The organism is Streptomyces torulosus, from assembly GCF_001419765.1.
Taxonomy (GTDB): Bacteria; Actinomycetota; Actinomycetes; order Streptomycetales; family Streptomycetaceae; genus Streptomyces; species Streptomyces torulosus.
Genome location: NZ_LIRK01000058.1, coordinates 22,274 through 41,046 on the forward strand (window position 1 = coordinate 22,274; position 18,773 = coordinate 41,046).

Here is an 18,773-nt window from a genome sequence, read left to right on the forward strand (position 1 = left end):
GCGATAGCGGGCTCACACGGCGCTACGAGGTTCACGGCGCCGGTACGGCACCGATCTGCTGCATCACCCCGAGGAGATCGGGCTGGCCCCGTTCGCCGACGATCCGGCCGTCGGCCAGGTAGTAGAAGTTCATGGCCTGCACCGAGATCTTGCTGCCGCTCGCCGGGATCCCGAAGAATTCACCGTCGTGGGTTCCCCGCATGGTGAACCGCGCGGCCACGGTGTCGCCTTCGGTGACCGTCTCCTCCAGCGTCCACTGGACGTCGGGGAAGGCGCCGCGCATCATCCCGATGACTTCCATGTACCCATCGGGCCCTCGCAGTGGTTCCGGGTGGCTTGGCGCGTGGAACACCGCGTCCGGAGAAATGACCTCGCGGCCGAGATCCTCGTTGCCCGCGTTGATGAACTCGACGAAACGGTTCATCACTGACTCGGTGGACTGCGATGGCATCTTGCTGTGCCTCTCCAGAGACGTTTGGGCGGATACCTGGGAGCGTAACATCGATTCGATGTTCACATCGAATCGATGTTCGCGTGCGAAGATGGACTCATGCTGGAACTCGCGATACTCGGCTTCCTCGCCGAGGGACCCCTGCCTGGACACGAGCTGCGCCGCCGCGTCTCACAGCTGACCGGTTACACGCGGCCGGTCAGTGACGGCAGCCTGTATCCGGCGATCAATCGCCTGACCAGGGCGGGCTTGATCGAGCGGCACGCCGACCCGGCCGCGGGGGCGGCCCGGTACGTGCTCAGCCTGACTGCGGCCGGGCGGGCCGAGATGCTTCAGCGTCTACGAAAGCCCGCCGACCACGAGATCACCGACTTCACCCGGTTCTACGTCGTCCTGGCATTCCTCTCCCACCTGCCCGAGGTGGCCGAACAGCACGCGGTGCTGCGCAGACGGCTGGAGTTCCTGGAAGAACCGGCGAGTTTCTTCTACGACAACGAGCGGCCCCTGCGTGCCGAGGAGATCGCCGACCCCTACCGGCGGGGCATGCTGCTCACCGCCCGCGCCACCAGCCGCGCCGAACGGACCTGGCTGCGCGAGACCCTCGGGGAGGAACCGCCCGTATTCGACACCGGATACACCGACAGCGATCCGCATGCGCCCGCTGCTCCCGCAAGCTGACTGTCCACGGAGGTACCCCCATGCTTGCTTCCTGGTACGACGCCCAGGGCCCCGCCGCCGACGTCCTGCACGTCGGTGAACTCCCTGATCCCGTCCCCGGCCCCGGCGAGGTCCGCGTCCGCGTCACCGTCTCGGGCGTCAACCCCGGCGACACCAAGAAACGGCGCGGCTGGCTCGGCTCGTCCATGCCCTTCCCGCGGGTGATCCCGCACAGCGACGCCGCCGGAGTCATCGACGCCGTGGGCACCGGAGTCGACGTCCACCGCGTCGGACAACGGGTCTGGGTACACGGCGCCCAGTCCTACCGCCCCTTCGGCACCGCCGCCCAGTACACCGTCGTACCCGACCGCCAAGCCCCACCCCTGCCCGCCCACCTCAGTGACGAGCTGGGCGCGAGCCTCGGCATCCCCGGCATCACCGCCCACCGCACCGTCTTCGCCGACGGCCCGGTCGACGGCCAACTGGTCCTGGTCCACGGAGTCCTTGGCGGCGTCGGCTCCCTGGCCGCCCAGCTTGCCCACTGGGCCGGTGCCACCGTGATCGCCACCGTCCGCCGCACCGCGGACCTCGACCGCGTCGATCCGGCCGTCGCCCACGCCGTCGCCCTGGATACCGGCGACCCCGCCGCTGCCATCCGCTCGTACGCCCCACGGGGCGTCGACCGGATCATCGAGGTCGCGCTGTCGGACAACGCCGATCTCGACAACGCCGTCGCCGCCAACAATGCCGTCATCGCCGCCTATGCCACCCGCTCAGACCGCACCGAAATCCCTTTCTGGCCGCTGCTGTTCAACAACGTCACCCTGCGGCTGCTCGGCAGCGACGACTTCCCCGCCGAGGCCAAGCGCCAGGCCGCCCGCGACCTCACCGCCGCCGCCGTCGGCGCCCTCACCGTCGACGTCCGCGACCGCTACCCGCTGGACCAAATCACCAAGGCCCACGACCACGTCGACACCGGCGGTGTCCACGGCCGCATACTGGTCACCCTCCCCCAATAGCGCAGACTCGGAACACCGGCCGGTCACCAGCAACCCCCTTCTCATTGACGGCTACTGGATCGCTCACCTCACACGACTGAGTTCACTGTCAAAGAAGCCGAAACGACTGGGTTCGCTGTCAAACGACTCAATCGGATGTCAAGGGACAGAGGAACCCGAGCACCTGACGGCTGTCCGCACTTACCCGTCTCAACGATCTTTGACGGCGTCTCAACGAAGTGTGCCCGGCTTGGTCGGCTCTCGGGTTCAGCTGTCGGAGTCGACGGCGTCGCGGGCGGCCCGACAACCCGCTTGCCGCGCTCTACTCACCGGCCCGCACCGTCGCCATGCGCCGCGACTTGCTCGCCGCCTGGCGCGACCCGGAACACGCCGGTACCCAGGACCACGAAAGCCACAGCATCGACTGGTCGCTGCGGGTCCTCGCAGCAACCGCCTACTCCGATCGCCCGGGATACCGCGAAGAGTGGGCCCCTGCCGACGACGAGCCGGCCTGACACCGTCGACTCCGCCAGCTGAACCCGAGGGCTGACCCAAGCCGGTCAAACGTCGTTGAGACTCGTCAAGTTCGTCGAGACGGGTCACGCACCACAGTTACGGGACAGCCCCTAGCAGCGACCTCTGACAAACCGGACCCGTGGAGGTCAGTTTCGGTCGACCCGGCGGTCATCCCGCGTCGAGGGTGACCGGAGGCCTCAGGGGTTTCGGCCGGGTCCGGCCGCTCCTCGCCCTCGCACAGTGACATGTGTGCGCTTTCAAGGAATTGGCCGGAAAATATGGTCGGCGCCCCTTTCCGGTGACACTCGTGAGCACGATTCCCGGCAGGCAGCGCGGACGCACGCCGGTTCAGCGAGGGGGCACGGCCATCACCAGCATGCAAGGCAGCGGTACGGGCGCGGGGTTCGGGAACGCGATCACCGCCCTGACCCGACGGCGGATCGAGATCTACGACGGCGCGGGCGACGACTGGCGGTTCGCCGAGAGCCTGAAGTCCGTGAGCGGGGACACCGCCAAGGAGTACGAGGGCCGCACCCTCCTGGAACTCATCCAGAACGGCCACGACGCGCTGGCCGCGGGCAGCACCGGCAGGATCGCCGTCCTGGCGATCCGCCACGAGGGCGGCGGCGTCCTGTACGTCGCCAACGAAGGCACCGGGTTCACCGAGGAGAACTTCCGGGCCATCACCGAACTGGCCCTCTCCAGCAAGGGAGCGGGGGAGGGCATCGGCAACAAGGGGCTCGGCTTCCGCAGCGTCCTCCAGCTCACCGAGTGGCCCGAGATCTACTCCAAGGCCTCGCCCGGCTCCGAAACGTTCGACGGCTACTGCTTCCGCTTCGCCCGGCCGGACGACCTCCATGCCCTCCTCGACGACCCGGACCTCGCCGCCAGGGCGGCCAGGGACATCTCCCCGCTGCACCTGCCCGTGCCGATCGAGGTCACCGACCCCGTGCTCAAGGAACTCGCCGCCGAGGGCTACTCGACCGTCGTACGGTTGCCGCTGAGCGACGACCACGCCTGGGACCTGGTGCTCGCGCAGACCGCGAACGTGGTGGACGACGAGGCACCGCTGCTGCTCTTCCTCGACCGGGTCGGGGAACTGGTCGTCGAGATCCGCGACGAGGAGGACACGGGGGAGGCCCAGGAGGACGCGGGGGCGGCCGACAAGGCCACCAGCGGGGGTGGCGCACGGCACGTGCTGTCGCGTACCCGGCGCGTCTGCGAACTCGTCGGGTCCCGGCCGGAGGACTGGGTCAGCGAGGTCGACCTCGGCGACGCCGGGCGCTATCTGCTGGCCCGCCGGAGCCTCGACGCCGAGGCCCTGCGCGCGGCGATCGAGCGCAGCGTCCAGGTCCACGGGATCGACGAGAAGTGGCTGGACTGGCAGGGCGAGGCATGGGTCGGCGTCGCGCTCCGCCAGGACCGGCCGATGTCCGGGAGCGGCCGGATGTACACCTTCATCCCCATGGGCGAGGCGTCCCCCGCGCCGTTCGCCGCCCATGTCCACGCCCCCTTCTTCACCAGGCTCGCCCGTCTGGAGATCAGCGAGGCGGTGCCCCTCAACGACCTGCTCCTCGACCAGGTGGCCCTGCTCTGCGTCGAGTTGGGGCGACGGCTGCGCACGGAGGCACCGCACGGCAACGCCGGCGACCTCGTCCTCGACCTCATGTGCTGGGACACGCCGACGCGCCTGGACAAGGCCGTGCGGGGGCGGCTCGCGGACGAGCCGTTCCTCCCCCTGGAGGGCGGGGAGGACTGGGGAGCCCTGCGCGACACCTACGCCTGGCCCGACGGCAGACGCCCCTGGCGCGTGCTCACCGCCGAGGCGCTCGCCGGGGCGGGAGCCCCGCTGCTGGCCACCTCCGTGGGCCAGGCCCGCCACACCCGCGTCGACCGGCTCGCCAAGCAGGTCGTCACCCGGGCCATGCGGCCCCCGCTGGTCCGCACCGCCGGATGGGCCGAGGCCGTGGCCGAGAAACTCAGGGACGAGGGCCCCACGGCGGTCGGCCCGCGCTGGGCCGACTTCTACAACGACCTCTCCCACGCGTTCACCGGCCAACCCACCCTGCTGCGGGGCCGACGGATCGTCCTCGACCAGGACGGCGACCTGCGCCCGGCGCTCGGCGGCGCGGCGGACCCCGGCAGAAGGGAGAAGAAGGAAGGCACCGTCTTCTTCCACCCGGGCGACGAACACGGCGACGCCGTCACCCGCGTCCCCGGCGACCTCAAGGCGCTGCGCCGCCGTATCTGCTTCACCCACCCGGACATCCCCTGGGAGGGCCCCGGACGGGACTTCCTGCTGCGGGGCGGCCTGGTGCGCTCCTACCAGCTGGACCAGGTCGTCGACGCGCTCGACGACCTGCTCCGGGCACGGCCCTCCGACGCCCTCAGCCGTGACGCCCTCACCTTCGCACTGCGGCAGTTCCCCCTGCTCACCCGGGTCCAGCGCGAGCGGCTGTCGAGGATCGCCTTCCGGGTGCCGCTCGCCGACGGCGGCTGGGCGCGAGCGGCACAGTGCTCGTTCTCACCGGGCTGGGGCACCGAGGGCGCGAGACGACTGGAGCGGTTCCTCGAAGCGGGCGGCTCCCGGGTGCCGGAACTGGCGGCCCAGCGGGGGCGCTGGATCAGCGGACCCGACGACTGGCCGGCGCCGGTACGGGACCGCGACGCGTACCTGGAGTTCCTCACGGCCGTCGGCGTGGTCGACGGACTGCGACTGTCCACCGTCGGCGACCGGCTCGGGGTCCACGACGGCAACGACCTCGCACCCCGTGCCCTGGCCCTGCGGTTCGGGCTCGGCGACCTCGGTCCGGCATGGGTGGCGGACGTGCAGTCGGGGTGGAGCAGGTTCGCGCACCCGTGGACGCCGTACGTGTTCGCCCGGCCGCCCGCCCATCTGCCCGGCGCGACCGAGGTGGCGGGCCTCGGACCCGCGGCCCGGCGGGAGTTCGCGGAACTGCTCCTGCTGGGCCTGCGCACCTGGGCCGACGAGGCGTTCCAGGTCACCCTGTACCGGCCCCAGCACCCGCAGAAGAGGGACGAGCACATCTGGCCCACCCCCTTCGCGTCCTTCCTCCGCCGTACGCCCTGGCTCCCCGTGGAGGACGCCGGCGGCGACGGCCCGGCCTTCGTCACCCCCGGCGGGGCCTGGTACAGCACGGAGGGGGAACTGCCGGGATTCGTCCCGTCGTTGCCGCTCCACACCCGGCGGCTCCTCACCGACGGGAAGGCCGTCGCACGGCTGCGCCAGTGCGGACTGCGCGCCTGGGAGGACCCCCGGCACGCCGGAGCGGCCGTCAGACACCTCGCCCAGATCCTCCACCGGGGCGACGTGCCGTCGTACCTCACCGTCTCCTTCAGGAAGCACTACGCGCGGGCGTGGTCGGACCTCGCACAGCGCGACCGCTGGCCGTGGGCCCCGGCGAGGAGGTACGGCTCGTGGTCAGCCGCGGCAACGCCCTCGGCACCTTCGTACCGCAGGCCGAGAACGTGCCCCTCCATGTCTGCGACGAACAGGCGCCGTTGAAGGAGGCGCTCGTCGAACTGGCGGGCCACCCCGTGCTGGTCGCCGGACCCGACAGCGGCGACGCCGTCGTGGAGCTGGCCGACCGGCACGGCATCCGCACCCTGCGCACCTCCACGACCGATGTCCAGGTCCGCCACCGCGACGGCGAACCGATCACCCCCGGCCGGGACGCCGACACCCTCGTCGCCGGCCGGGAATGGCTCGTCACGGTCGTTGCCCTGGCCGTGGAGCTGAAGTCCGGGGCGTTCGCCCGCCGCAGCGAGCGCGGTGTGCGGGCCCTGCTGGAGCGGCTGCGCACCGTGCGGCTCGTCCGCGCCGACGAGGTGGAGGTCGTCGTCTCGGGTGTGCTCACCGCGCCGCCGCCCACCACACGCGCCCTGCCGCTGCCCGACCCCGACCACCCGACCGTCGTCGTCTGGCGCGGCGAGGAGGGCTGGGACGAACTGCAGGCGTGCACCTCCGCGCTCGCCCAACTCCTGGACAGGCCGGCCCTCCAGGACGCCCTGGAGCTGATCCTCGTCAAACTCGAACGGCACTTCGGCGCCCACGACCCCGAGCACATCGACGACCGGACGCTGGCCATGGCGCTCGACACGACCGAGGCCAAGGTCGCCGAGATCCGGCGCAATCTCACCGGAGACGTCCACGACACGGTACGGCTGCTGCGCCCCGCCCTGTGCTGCCTCCTCGGCCCCGCCTGGGACGAGGACGCGGCGCGGGCGCTCGGCCGGGCGGCCGGCGAGGACGAGCTGGTCCGGATCGTCGACGGTCACGCCGCCGCGCTGCCCGTACCGGCCGCCGACCTCGTCGCCCTCGCCCGCTCCTGCACCACTCCCGCCGAACTCCGCGACGAACTCGGCCTGGACTTCCGGCGGTTCAACGAGGCGCTCGCCACCCTCGGCCCCGGCTACGCCCCCTACTCCCACCCCGACCTGCACGAGCAGACCTTCGGCGACTTCGTCCGCACCCATGCCGGCACCCTGGTGGACAGGCTGCGGGAACGCCATACGGAAGCGGCCCGCGAGGGCGGCGACCTCTCCGTGTACGCGGCGGCCCGCCGACTCCACGACCTGCTGCCGGACCCCGCCTGGCTGCCCCGGTTCGTCACCCCGCCCGAGGAGGAGATGCGGGTCAGGGTCCAGGACTGGCTGCGTGCGCACGGCGCCGACGACGACCTCGACCGGCCCACCGAACTCCCGCCCGTCGACCTGCTCCGCGAACGCAACACCGCCGCACTGGACTCCCTGGTCCCCGCGCTGTCCCCCTTGGTGTCCGCATGGTGCCGCCGGCACGGGGCCGCCGTCCCGCACGGCTGGCTGGGCGCGCCCCTGCTGGAGGCGCGGACCTTCCTCGACGGCTCCGGCCTGGGCGACCTGCTGGAGCTGACCGAGGAGCGGCTGCTCGACACGGTGCGCAGCGCGGTGGGATGGCCGACCGGGATGCCTCTCACCGCCGACGCCGGGCTCCTCGGTCTCACCCCCGCCGACCTGGCACCCCGGCCCGGCCCGGCGCCGGGCACCGCCGGGTCGCGTGCGGCGGGGCCGGCCACGATCACCATCGGGGAGAAGGAGATCGCCGTCGGACGCGACCATTTCTCCGCCATCGCCGACCTCGCCTCCAGGACCGTCGACGAGGCGTTCCTCGCCCAGTCGGGGAAGGTGCGCCTCGACCCGGTCGCCCCGGCCACCGGGTCCGGGCGGGGCGGGGGCTCCGGCACCTCGCGGGTCGTCGTGGCCCGGCTGCACCAGGTGAGCGAGGACCAGCGGTCCGCCATCGGCCTGGTCGGCGAGGTCGCCGCACGGGCGTGGCTCCAGCGGCACTACACGGAGGTGCGCTGGCGGTCGGGGTACGCCGCCGTCATCAACGGCGACCGGGAGGCGTCGGACGGCCTCGGGTACGACTTCGAGGTCGTCCTGCGCTCCACCACGACCCGGCTGTACGAGGTGAAGGCGCTCAGCGAACGCGCCGGTGAGCGCGTGGAGTTCGAGCTCGGGCCGTCCGAGGTGGAGGCCGCCCGCAGTCACGCCCGCGGCGGCCGCTACCGGATCCTGCTGGTCACCTCCGCGCTGGACCCGGAGCACCGTCAGGTGTTCGACCTGCCCAACCCGTTCTCGGCGGCCGGCCGCGAGCGGTTCCGGATCGTGGGCAAGGGCCTGCGCTACCAGTGCCGACCGCAGCCGAACTCCCTGAGGCCGTGACCGCGGCGCGGCGACCCCGTGACCGGAGCGCCGCGTCGGGCCGTGACCGGAGCCCCGGGTTCCCGTGGCCGGAGCCTCACCGGGGCCGCGGCCACCACGCCGGCACCCGGTGGTTCAGGACGACGAGTCGGCCGTGGAGACCGCGGCCGTGCCGGTGGCGGCCGGTGCGGTCGTGGTCGACGTGGCGGGCTCGGGCAGGTCGGCCGTCCGAGGGCCCCGGCGGCCGGCCATACGGCAGCCGAGGCAGCCCGGGTGACCGCCGCGGACGGAGCGGTCGCGGGCGCCGAGAGCCCACTGGTCCCTCGGCCGCGGCCCCGGCGGCTTGCCCCAGCCCGCGAGGTGCAGGACCCAGGTGACCAGGAGCGCGGCGACCGAGACGGCGATGCCCAACGGGAGGCCCGGAGCCCAGCCGCAGACGCCCATGCCGAGCGCCACGGAACCGGCCGTGCCGATCGCGGTGCCCGTCCAGCCGGCCACGGTGTGGCCCTCGTCGTAGAGACTCATGTGTCTGCTCCCCTCGCGCGCCGGGGCGCGCCACGGCATGCCGTGGCCACGCCTACGGCGCCGGACTGTAATATCTTAGTAGCTAAGGAATCTAGCCTGTCCCGGAGGCACATTTCAATGGAGGCCGAGCGCCACCCCACCGTCCCGGACGCCATCGGCGCCATGGACCGCATGATCGCGACGATGATCGTGGGACAGCAGGAGTTCGCGCGCCGGTTCGGCCTGAGCGTCACCGACCTGGTCTGCTTCGCCTACGTCCTGGAGGCAGGGGAGACCCCGGTCACCGCCGGTGACCTGGCCACTCGTGCGCATGTCACGACCGGTGCGATCACCGGCGTCCTCAACCGCCTGGAAGGCCGCGGCTTCGTCGCCCGCAAGCCGGACCCGGCCGACCGGCGTCGCGTCCTGGTGGTCGCCCAGCCGACCGCCGCCGAGCAGGCGATGACCCTCTACGGCCCGTTCTACGAGCGTCTAGCGGAACTCTTCGGCGGCTACACCCCCGACGAACTCGCCGTGCTCACCGACTGGTTCACCCGCGCCGGCGACGTGGCCCGCACCTTCCTGGAGGAGTCCCGCTAGTGCTGTGACCGGAAAGGTTTGCCGGAAAGCTCGCGGCGTCCGGTGCGGTGCCGCGCAAGGCGGAGCATGACCCGCGTACTGGATGTACTCGGGTCATGCGACAACGCCGCGAGGTGCCGTGCCGGGCGTCGCGAGCCGGTGAACCTTTCCGGTCACAGCACTAGGCGCTGCCGTCACCTTCCCCCGTCGCCCACGAGGGGACGGGGGAGGGTGACGAGCGGTCCGGTCGAGCTGCGGCCCCTTGCGGGGGCGGGCCTCAGCGGCGTACGAGGTCGATCCGGTACCTGCGGGTCCGGGAACCGTCCTCGGAGGTCACCGTGACGACGGCCGATGTCCGGTCGCCCGTGCCCGTGCGGTCCACGGTGACGGTCGCGTACGGGTCGCGGGCCGTGGCGGTGACGGCGGCCCGGCGCGGGTGGCCCGTGGTGACGCGGTAGGTCGTCGTGTCCGGGTCGAAGGACGCGATCGGCTCGCCCGCCACCTCGATCGAGGCCGCGGCGGGGTCCGTGGAGCGGCCGGGGGCCTTGGCGTACACCTCGATCTCGCTCATCGTGATGTAGCCGCCCTGGCGGGCCGTCATGACCACACGGACGGCGATGGCCGGTCCTGTCTGCAGGGGCACGTCGATCACCGGTGTGCCCTCGGTGCCGACCGGGACGGAGTCGCTCGCGTCGGTCCAGGGTCCGTCGGCGGTGGCGCGTACCTGGACCTTGAGGTTCTCCGGGAAGGAGACGTTGCCGCCGTCGCGGTGGAAGTGGGTGACGACGCGCGTCAGGTCGCGGGCCCTCGGCAGGGTGAAGGTGAGGGTGTCGGAGGGGTTCTTGGTGCCCGATCTCCAGTTGGACCAGGCCTTCTCGGACCGGTCGCCGTTGCGCAGCCGCTCCGCCGAGTAGCCGCTCTCGGTGAACGTGGCGTCGACGGAGACCTCCGGGTCGGGGGCGATGTTGGTCTGCGTGGCCTCGGTGACCTGGACGCGCACGGTGGCGTCGACCTCGTCGCCGCCGACGACACGGGCGGTACCGGAGAGCTTCACCACGCCGGCCTTGTCGTAGGCCCCGGCGGGGGCCGCCTCCCAGGTCACGGGAAGGTCGGTGCGGCCGCCGTGCCGGCCGACGCCGATCACCGTGGCCGGGAGTTCCGGCGCGCCGCCGGCATGGGTCTTGGCGCGGCCCGGCAGTGTAGAGGCGATCGTGTCGACGGTGACGAGCGCCTTCGCCCGGAGCTTGCGGCCCAGGGCGTCGGTCGCCTCGCCCTCGACGCGCACCGTGCCGGGCCTCTTCCAGCGCCGGTCCGAGGGCAGGTCCCACACCACCGGCAGGGAGCCGCGGGCACCGTCCCGGAACACCGGCGTCACCGTCTCCGGCATCGTCGGCCGCAGCCCCGGCACGGTGAACACCTCGGCCCGCTCCGTGCGCAGCACCGTCTCGTCGGTCACGGCCCAGCGCTGGTTGGCCGCCGAGGTCGGTGTGTACGTCGACACCTTGGCGCCGTCGGCGGACGACTGACCCGTGACGTCGATCAGACGGCCGGTCGCGGCGTTGACGAAGGTCCAGGTGCCGTCGCCGGTCGTCGACATGAGCCACTGAGCGGCGTCGGGGACCTCGCCGGCCGCCGCGCCCTCCAGGACGGCCTGATTGTCGCGCACCGCGAGGCGCGTGCCGGTGGCGGCGTTGACGAGGGCGTACCGTTCACGGTTGCCGGTGCCGGGCGTCAGCTGCCGCACCGACCACAACTGCCGGGCGCTGCCGGGGTCGTTCGTGCGCTGGACGACGCCGGTGCCGTCCTCCGACGGGGCCAGCGACCTGCCGCTCTGGGCGCCCTGGAGCCGGTAGACATGACCGGGCCGCACCAGGGCGGCGTCCTTCGCCACCCCGCCGACGCCCTTGACCAGGAACGTGGTGACCGACTTGGCGGGGACGTCGAGCGTCGCCGAACGGTCGGTCACCCGGACCGGGGTGCCGCGCACGAGAGCGCCGTCGGCGCTGGTCACCACGGGCGTGACGGTGGCTCCGGGGGAGACCGTGCCGAAGCGCGAGAGGTCGAGGGTGACGGAGCGGCCGGTGGCGCCGCTGTTGACGTGGACCACGGTCGCCGCACGGCCGGACTTCTTCACCGCGGCGACGCTCGACGGGTCGTCGACCTTGACGAACCTGTCGCCGGGGCGGATGTGATGGGTGAAGTTGCGGATGGTGTGGAACTTGGAGTTCGCCCGGATCGGGCAGGTCTCCAGGGTGTCGTCGGCGGTGCAGTTGAACGGGACGTGGATGCTGCCCCAGTTCTTGCCCGCCGCGGCCTGCGGGATCGAGTCCTCGATCGGCTGCCAGAACACCCAGGCGGACGGCTCCAGTTCCCGCATGTCGTCGACCATGCGTGAGGCGATGCCCAGCCCCGGCTCCATGCCCGTGAAGTCGGTGCCCGTGCCCCAGGTGCCCTCGACCTCGCTCATCCAGAGCTTTTTGTCGGCGCCCTTGGCGATGTCGCGGGCGCTGGTGCGCATCCCGGTGCCGTAGGTGTGCACGTTCAGCTGGGGGAGGGCCGCCCGCGCGGAGGCGTCGTAGGCGTTCCAGTTCTGGGTGAAGATCGTGGGGTTGGTCTCGTCCATCGCCGAGATCTCGGCGTCGGTCCTCGCCCCGTCGAGCGCCTTGTCGAGCGCGCGGACGACCTTCTGCTGGAGCGCCGGGCCCGCGTGCGCGCCCTCCTGGCGGCCTCCGGTGGGCTGGCCGTTCGCGCCGATCTGGGTGCCCCAGTAGTTGGTGTTGGGCTCGTTGAGGGGTGCGATCGTGTCGAAGTCGATGCCGTGCGCCTTCTCCAGTTCCTCGGTGACGCGCACGAGATAGGTGGCGAACTGATCGACGCGGTCCGCGCGGATCTGGTCCGTGTTCGCGTCGAAGCCGCCGGAGACATAGCCGCTGACGGTCTGGAACCAGGGCGGGGAGTTGCTGAACGCCTCCCACTTGGTGACCTTGTCCTTGACCTGGTCCACCCACCAGCGCTGGCCGGCGTCGGCGTCCCAGTTCCAGTGGTCGGGGTTGTCGGGGTCCCACCACTCCATGTCCTGCCGGGTGGTTCCCTCTGGGGCCTTCCAGAAGCCCTCCATGGTCGCGCCCGTCTTCATGTAGTCCTTGCGGACGTCCGGGGCGTTGCCGCCGCCGATGTTGTAGCGCGCGATGTTGAGGGCGAGTCCGTCGTCGTCGAACAGCATGTCCACGAGTCGTCTTCGGATGGGCTCCGGGTAGCGGCCCGTCGCGTTGGCGAACCAGACGAGGCTCGTGCCCCAGCCCTCGAACTCCTGCTGCCGGTACGAGGGATCGATCCGTACCGTGACTCCGCTCCGCGCCGCCGGGGCCGGTGTGTCGGCGACCGCCGGGGGCGCGGCCACCAGGCCCGCGCCCAGCACCAGGGGAACCATGGGCGCCAAGGCCCGGACGATGCGATGCCGTTGGAACACGGCACTCCCTTCCACAACACAGAGCTGAGCAGAACCGATCAGAAGGAATCGCGCTCTGGGCATGCTTGATGACGGAAATGAACACGTCAAGACGGAGGGCGGCTTCTTCGGTCGCGCTTCGACCGGCGGTCGGACGGACCGCCCCTTGTCGAGTTCATTGACATGTCCAAAACACCTCCTTAGCATGCGTGAAGAATGGAAAGCGCTTTCTCGCTGTGCGTCAACGGCCCGTCACTCCGACGGCGACGGCAGCCGTCCGGGCGCTCGCGGCCGCCTCTTGCTCCACCGTCGCCACCCCCGGGCGACGGATCCCCCCACAGGAGGACCCCTCATGCGTTCACCCCGTAGGAAGGCGGTCGTCGGTGTGCTGGCCGCCGTGCTGCTGGCCGGTACCGGTGTCGCCCAGGCCGCCCCGCCGCCCGTGCCCGTCGCGCAGGAGAGGGCCGCCGCGGCGACCATCACCTGGACCCTGCAACGGGCGAGCAACCCGACGCAGGACCAGCGGACGGCGTACGCCCTGATCACCTCGGCCATGAACGCCGCGGTGGCCCGCTACAACAACCTCAGCGACCTGGGGAAGAACATCACCGTCCGCTACGACCCCGGCGTGCCCACCGCCGACGGCAACATCAACGGCACCATTCGCTTCGGCAACCGCGGCTATATGAACGAGCGGACGGCCCTGCACGAGATCGCGCACACCATCGGCGTCGGCACCAGCTCGGGCTGGTCGCGGCTGGGCGGAGGCGGAACCTGGACCGGCGGACAGGCCACGGCGCTGGTGCGGCAGTTCGACGGGGCGAGCGCCAGGATCTCCACCGGCGGCGGCCACTTCTGGCCCTACGGGCTGAACTACGACAACGAGTTCTCCGGCACGGCGGCCAACCGGCACGTCCAGATCGTCGCCGCCATGGTGCGCGACGGACTGTGATCGGCGCGGACGCGCCGACAGTTGGTGCCTGATGACAAAGGCGCCACCGGCCGCTGCGTTCTTGTGAGCATGGGCGGGGCGGGCGGTCCTCGCGGTCCTACCGTCCCACCCATGAACACGAGTCGCAGCAGGAAGAGAACGTGGCGAAGCGCCGCGCTGGCGGTGCTGCTGACCACCGGAGCGCTCACCGGGGCCGCCCCGGACGCCCGGGGCGCGACCGCGCGGACCGAGACCCCGGTGACGTCGTCGGGTCCGGCCGACGGGGTCACCGAGACGGTCGTACGGGTGAGGGCGCCGCTCCCGGCCTCCTTCGGGGCACGGCCGGCGGCGTGCGACTGGCTGTCGTACCTGCGCTACCGGGCCACCGGCGGACCGGCGGACTCCGCCGACGCCGACCGGATCCTCGTCGCCCAGCCCGGCATCCTGGAGGGAGCCGGAGCCTTCGACAGCGTCGCCCGCACCACCGTGGCCCGCGCCGCCGCACAGGGGACGCACATCGAGTTCTGGGCCCTCGACCGGCGCTCCAACTGCCTGGAGGACCACGCCGGCATCGCCTCCGGCGACCAGCACACGGCCGTCGACTACTACTACCGGGGCAAGCCGGTCGACGGCCGCACCTTCCCCGGATACGTCGAGAACAGCCGCCTCGGGTGGATGGCACGCCTCGGCATCGAACGCACCGTACGGGACCAGTACGACCTGCTCACCGCCGAACTGCCCGACCAGCGGCTGCGCGATCGGAAGGTGCTGTGCGGCGGGCACTCGCTGGGCGGCGTCATCACCGGGTACTTCGCGACCGCCGACTTCGACGGGAACCCGGCCACCACCGCCGACGCCGGACACCGCCAGTGCGCCGGCTACTTCGCCCTCGACACCACCGTCTCCACCTCGCTCGCCGACCTCCAGGGCAGCATCCCCGACGACACCAACCTGCCAGACATCGGGCTCGGCCACGGTGTGATCCAGGCCGGGCTCGACAGCGGCGTCCTCTCCCGCACCCTGTCGGCGCCGGTGCTGCTGAACCCCGAGACCATGACCCTGCTCGCCATCGCGGGACTCGGCGCCCTGCGGGACCCCGGCGGCGAGGCCGACCTTCCGCACTATCTGCCCCGCAACGCCAACATCGAGGCGACCAACCGCTTCCTGTTCTCCGAGGACACCGCGGCCTTCCTCACCGGCACGCCCGCCGTGCGGGACTTCCGGCTCACCAACCAGGCGGTCCTCGGCGCCCTCATGGACGACCACTCCGTACCGCTCGCCTTCCTCCAGAGCAGCGTCGGCTTCTTCGACGGCGGCCCCGTCGTCGACAAGAGCTTCCCCGTCGCCAACGGCGGAGAGAGCCGACCCGGCCTGTTCGGCGGCGAGTACAAGGCCATCCCCGACCGGCCCGGTGGGCCCCTCTACACCTGGCGCGCCTACGACCGGGTCGGCGACCCCGACGACCCCGGATACCGGTCGGCCGACGGAACCCCGTTCACCGACGCCGGCAAGGAGGTCACCGACATCCAGGAACTCGCCCGCAGCCTGGCCGAGCAGCCGCTGGACTTCACCGAGCAGTACTTCCCCACCAAGCTGGTCACCGACCTCCAGTTGTCCGGCTCGCCCCAGGTGAAGCGGCTGATCGTCCACCCCGACGGTCTCACCGCCGACCCGACCCTCACCGTCCTCGCCGGCGACGGACTCCTCGCGGGCCGCGTCCCCGCCGACCTGAACCCCGTCATCGCGCCCGGCTACCAGCACCTCGACGTCCTGACCGCCGCGCCCGTCCAGAACGACGGGCGGCCCGAACCCGTCTCCACGAGCCTCACGGAGTTCGCCCGCGACCCCGAGTAACCATCGCCCCCAAGGAAGAAGGGCCCGGGAGGAAACCCCTCCCGGGCCCTTCGCCCTGTCACCGGCCTGTACGGCCGCCGTCCGGCCCGGACACGGGGAACCGGGCCGGAGGCGGACTCAGACCTTGCCCGCGGCGAAGGCGGCCGCCGCGTCGGCGTCGTCCCGATAGCTGAGGTGTGCGCCCACGTCACCGCCGCCGCTCTCGCAGATCGGGTCACCGGCGGCGCAGAAGTCGATGGTGCGGCTCTGGTAGACGCCGGTGACGCTCTTGCCGATGGCCCGGATGGGGTTGCCGAACAGCAGCACCGCCGCCACCCTCGGTTCGAGCGCGGCCGGGATGGTGGCCACGATGGGACTTCCGACGACCGCGCCGGCACTGCTGATCCCGATCGAGTTGTCGACGACGTTCGCGCCCTGCGAATAGCCGACGAGAACGAAACGCTGATTCGGGCAGGAGGCGGCCTGACTCCTCACATGGTTCACCAGATCGGCGTTGCCCTGCGCGGCCGACGTGGGGGAAAGGTCGGCGGGATAGTTCACCTTGTAGCTGGAGAGGGTTTTGCCGCTGATTTTCTGCCGCAGCGCGGAATACACCGGGTCGCCGACGATGAAGCCGAGCGTGCCCGGCTCGAACGTGCCGCGCGCCGACACGACATCGAGGTCCGTGCAGGCCGCGGCCGTCGCCGCGGGCGCCGAGAGGGTGGCGAGTCCGGCCCCGCCGACGAGTGAGAGCGCGGCGAGACACAAGCGGATACGCATGGGGATCCTTTGCGGGTGGGGCGCGTTGCGCGCCGTGGAAAGGACGTCCCCGAACGTATTCGCTCTGCCAGTTCCTTTGTTATGGCCGGGAATTCAGAATTTCCCCGCCTTTTTGTGGCACGGTGAGTGCGGTCGCATACGAGCGCGGGCCGCGGGCGTCGCCGCGGTCATGGCGCGGCTGCGGCGTCCTGGTCGCCCAGCGACTCGGCGCGCAGGGCCAGGATGAGATCCAGCCGCGCGTCGGGGTCGTGCAGGGCGTCACCGAAGAGTTTCTCCAGCTGCCGCAGGCGGTAGCGGACCGTCTGCGGGTGGATGTGGAGTCGGGCGGCGACCTCGGGCACGTTGCTGCCGCCGAGCAGCCATGCGAGCAGCGTCTCCGCGAGCCGTGAGCGCTGCCCCTCCGACACCGTGTCGAGCGGGGCCAGCGCCCGAGCCCGCAGGTGCCCGAGCATCGCCTCGTCGCCGTACAGCAGCAGCGTCGACAGATGGTCGGCGCAGCGCACCACGCCCTGCCGGGGCAGGATGCCGCGCCCCATCAGACCGAGGGCCCGGGTCGCGCAGCGCAGCGAACGGGCGGCCTCCGTCACGGGCACCGTCGGGCCGATCGCCGCCGGCCGGCCGCGCAACGCCAGGGTGAACGCCCGCCCGCCGAAACGCCCGGAGCCGTCCGGGTCGGGCACCAGCATGCGGGGCGGCCGGGAATCCATGTCCACCAGCGCCCCGGCCGCCGCCAGCGGACGGTCCGCCTCCCGCTGGTCCGGAGTCGCCGCGAGCGCCACCACTGCGACCTGCCGAGGCACCGACCAGCGGGCCCCGTGCGCCAGGTCCTGCACGGCCTCCGGCGACACCGGGCCCTCGCCCAGCAGCAGATCGAGCAGCCGCTTGCGGCGCCGCTCCACCTCCTCCGCGCTGTGCGGCCGGGCCTCCGCGTAACCGGCGGCGGCCGCCTCGGCGACCTCGTGCACGGTCCGGAACGCCAGCTCGCCCAGCGCCGCCACGACCCCCGAGTCCAGGCCCAGGTCCTCCGCCGTACGGCCCATCAGGCGCCACGCGTGCAGACCGCCGACCCGCAGCGCGGACTGCAACGCCTCCAGACCGCGGCCCTCCAGCGCCTCGCCGCGCCCCAGTTCGTAGTACGTCGCGGTGATCGCCGCGCCCTGGCCGAGGGGATCGGCGATGTGGTCGACGAACAGGGTCAGCGCCTGCACGACACCCGCCCTGAGGTGCGCGCGGTACGTCCCGTCCGCCGGCCGGGCGTACTCCGGGACCTGTCGGCGCACCTCCTCCTCCACCTCGTCGGCGACGGCCTCCAGCTGGTCGCGCAGCAGTGTGGCCAGATCGGGGGGTACGGGGGTGGCGCCGAGGCCGTCCGGTACGGCGTGCGGCGGGGTGGGGGCAGCCACGGCCGGCCCTCCTTTCACCCGGAAGCGGCTCACCCTCGGGCCGGTGCCCGTGGGGCGAGGGACAAGTCCCGGGTTGGACGGATGTCCCCCGCGCTCCGTTCCGTGCCCCGACGGCACCGCCCTCACGCCGGCACCCCCAGCGCACCCGCGAGCATCGGCCACGACGCGGTGAACTCCCGCTTCCAGTAGGCCCAGCTGTGCCCTCCTCCCGCGTAGAAGTGGGTCGTCACCGGGACCCTGAGCAGGGCGAGCGTGTCCGTGAAGGCGTGCGCGGACGGCCACAGCGCGCTCTCCAGGGCCTCCGGCAGCCAGTCGCCGACGCCGCCGACCACCCCGCTGCCGCTCGACACGTACAGGGCGGTGCCCCGCAGGCCCGCCGCACGGGAGCGCGGGTTGAAGTCCCGCCAGGTCAGCGCGTTCAGGAAGGGGTTGCCCCACAGGGACAGGGGCGCCAGGTTCTCGCGGGCCACGATGGCGTCCATCAGCGTCGGCACACCGGGGGCCGTCGTGTCGAGGATGCCGCTGTAGGAGGCCGCCGCGGTGAACATCCCCGGGTGCCGGGCCGCGTGCGCCATCGCCCCGTAACCGCCGGTCGAGACCCCGGCGACGACACGGACACCGGAGGCCCGGTAGTCACGGGCCAGCAGCGCGGGCACCTCGGTCAGCTGGAACTTCTCGTAGTCGGCGCCGCTGCGCCAGACCGTCGGGATGCCGGTGGGCCCTGCGTCCGGCATCGCCACGATCAGCTCCCGGCCCGCCGTGAACGCCTCGATGTCCGTCTCCCGGGTCCACGACGTGTAGTCGTCGTGGGCGCCGTGGAGGAGGTACAGCACGGGGTACGTCCGGTCGGGCCGCGTACCGAACGAGGACGGCAGGATCAGTCGCACCGGTGCGCTGCGGCCGAGCGCGGCGGAGGGCAGCGAGACGTCGAGGGTGCGGGGGCCGAGGCGGGTGGCGGCGGCTCCGGAGG

14 protein-coding genes are annotated in these 18,773 nt (G+C 72.1%); 8 read left to right on the forward strand and 6 right to left on the reverse strand.

Annotated features, from left to right (window positions below; translation table 11 throughout):
- Positions 1 to 31: 31 nt before the first annotated feature.
- On the reverse strand, positions 32 to 517 hold the full coding sequence (locus AOK23_RS05555; protein WP_240496264.1) for an ester cyclase: 486 nt from the start codon (positions 515 to 517) through the stop codon (positions 32 to 34).
- A 33-nt stretch (positions 518 to 550) separates the two neighbouring features.
- Here AOK23_RS05555 and AOK23_RS05560 point away from each other — a divergent pair, with 33 nt between their 5' ends.
- The 5 genes from AOK23_RS05560 (at position 551) to AOK23_RS44525 (ending at position 8,346) form a co-directional block, all read left to right on the forward strand.
- Entirely contained in the window at positions 551 to 1,129 is a 579-nt protein-coding gene (locus AOK23_RS05560; RefSeq protein WP_055711622.1) for a PadR family transcriptional regulator, read from the forward strand.
- Between the two features lie 20 nt (positions 1,130 to 1,149).
- Entirely contained in the window at positions 1,150 to 2,127 is a 978-nt protein-coding gene (locus AOK23_RS05565; RefSeq protein ID WP_055711623.1) for an NADPH:quinone reductase, read from the forward strand.
- Between the two features lie 218 nt (positions 2,128 to 2,345).
- Positions 2,346 to 2,621 (forward strand): DUF6221 family protein, encoded by a 276-nt coding sequence (locus AOK23_RS51355; protein ID WP_276205717.1) that lies wholly within the window; start codon positions 2,346 to 2,348, stop codon positions 2,619 to 2,621.
- A gap of 308 nt (positions 2,622 to 2,929) precedes the next feature.
- Positions 2,930 to 6,148, forward strand: a complete 3,219-nt coding sequence (locus AOK23_RS47705) for a sacsin N-terminal ATP-binding-like domain-containing protein (protein ID WP_157877949.1) — start codon at positions 2,930 to 2,932, stop codon at positions 6,146 to 6,148.
- The gene (locus AOK23_RS44525) at positions 6,061 to 8,346 is read left to right on the forward strand and encodes a protein NO VEIN domain-containing protein (RefSeq protein WP_157877950.1); all 2,286 of its coding nucleotides are present in this window, start codon (positions 6,061 to 6,063) and stop codon (positions 8,344 to 8,346) included. The genes AOK23_RS47705 and AOK23_RS44525 overlap by 88 nt, the downstream gene beginning before the upstream one ends.
- 114 nt (positions 8,347 to 8,460) lie before the next feature.
- Here AOK23_RS44525 and AOK23_RS05575 read toward each other — a convergent pair whose 3' ends face one another.
- On the reverse strand, positions 8,461 to 8,850 hold the full coding sequence (locus AOK23_RS05575; RefSeq protein ID WP_055711625.1) for a hypothetical protein: 390 nt from the start codon (positions 8,848 to 8,850) through the stop codon (positions 8,461 to 8,463).
- 117 nt (positions 8,851 to 8,967) lie between these two features.
- Here AOK23_RS05575 and AOK23_RS05580 point away from each other — a divergent pair, with 117 nt between their 5' ends.
- A complete protein-coding gene (locus tag AOK23_RS05580; RefSeq protein WP_055711626.1) occupies positions 8,968 to 9,429 on the forward strand; it encodes a MarR family winged helix-turn-helix transcriptional regulator in 462 nt (153 codons plus the stop codon).
- Positions 9,430 to 9,685: 256 nt separating this feature from the next.
- Here the strand turns inward: AOK23_RS05580 and AOK23_RS05585 are convergent, their stop codons facing one another.
- Complete coding sequence (locus AOK23_RS05585; protein ID WP_055711635.1) at positions 9,686 to 12,838, reverse strand: glycoside hydrolase; 3,153 nt, start codon at positions 12,836 to 12,838, stop codon at positions 9,686 to 9,688.
- 370 nt (positions 12,839 to 13,208) lie between these two features.
- Here AOK23_RS05585 and AOK23_RS05590 point away from each other — a divergent pair, with 370 nt between their 5' ends.
- Both AOK23_RS05590 and AOK23_RS05595 read left to right on the forward strand, forming a co-directional pair.
- Positions 13,209 to 13,808, forward strand: a complete 600-nt coding sequence (locus AOK23_RS05590; protein WP_055711627.1) for a hypothetical protein — start codon at positions 13,209 to 13,211, stop codon at positions 13,806 to 13,808.
- 111 nt (positions 13,809 to 13,919) lie between these two features.
- A complete protein-coding gene (locus AOK23_RS05595; protein ID WP_055711628.1) occupies positions 13,920 to 15,641 on the forward strand; it encodes a hypothetical protein in 1,722 nt (573 codons plus the stop codon).
- Positions 15,642 to 15,758: 117 nt separating this feature from the next.
- On the opposite strand, the gene AOK23_RS05600 is transcribed toward AOK23_RS05595, so the two are convergent.
- The 3 genes from AOK23_RS05600 to AOK23_RS05610 form a co-directional block, all read right to left on the reverse strand.
- Positions 15,759 to 16,400, reverse strand: a complete 642-nt coding sequence (locus AOK23_RS05600; RefSeq protein ID WP_055711629.1) for a cutinase family protein — start codon at positions 16,398 to 16,400, stop codon at positions 15,759 to 15,761.
- A 167-nt stretch (positions 16,401 to 16,567) separates the two neighbouring features.
- Positions 16,568 to 17,803 (reverse strand): PucR family transcriptional regulator, encoded by a 1,236-nt coding sequence (locus AOK23_RS05605; protein WP_055711630.1) that lies wholly within the window; start codon positions 17,801 to 17,803, stop codon positions 16,568 to 16,570.
- A gap of 122 nt (positions 17,804 to 17,925) precedes the next feature.
- Positions 17,926 to 18,773: alpha/beta hydrolase (locus tag AOK23_RS05610; protein WP_055711631.1), on the reverse strand; the 848-nt coding region annotated here is incomplete at its 5' end.

What these genes read in the sequence shown, in the direction of transcription:
- AOK23_RS05560 (WP_055711622.1), top strand. Translation starts at nt 551, where the DNA reads ATGCTGGAACTCGCGATACTCGGCTTCCTCGCCGAGGGACCCCTGCCT.
- AOK23_RS05565 (WP_055711623.1), top strand. Translation starts at nt 1,150, where the DNA reads ATGCTTGCTTCCTGGTACGACGCCCAGGGCCCCGCCGCCGACGTCCTG.
- AOK23_RS05575 (WP_055711625.1), bottom strand. Translation starts at nt 8,850, where the DNA reads ATGAGTCTCTACGACGAGGGCCACACCGTGGCCGGCTGGACGGGCACC.
- AOK23_RS05580 (WP_055711626.1), top strand. Translation starts at nt 8,968, where the DNA reads ATGGAGGCCGAGCGCCACCCCACCGTCCCGGACGCCATCGGCGCCATG.
- AOK23_RS05585 (WP_055711635.1), bottom strand. Translation starts at nt 12,838, where the DNA reads ATGGTTCCCCTGGTGCTGGGCGCGGGCCTGGTGGCCGCGCCCCCGGCG.
- AOK23_RS05590 (WP_055711627.1), top strand. Translation starts at nt 13,209, where the DNA reads ATGCGTTCACCCCGTAGGAAGGCGGTCGTCGGTGTGCTGGCCGCCGTG.
- AOK23_RS05595 (WP_055711628.1), top strand. Translation starts at nt 13,920, where the DNA reads ATGAACACGAGTCGCAGCAGGAAGAGAACGTGGCGAAGCGCCGCGCTG.
- AOK23_RS05600 (WP_055711629.1), bottom strand. Translation starts at nt 16,400, where the DNA reads ATGCGTATCCGCTTGTGTCTCGCCGCGCTCTCACTCGTCGGCGGGGCC.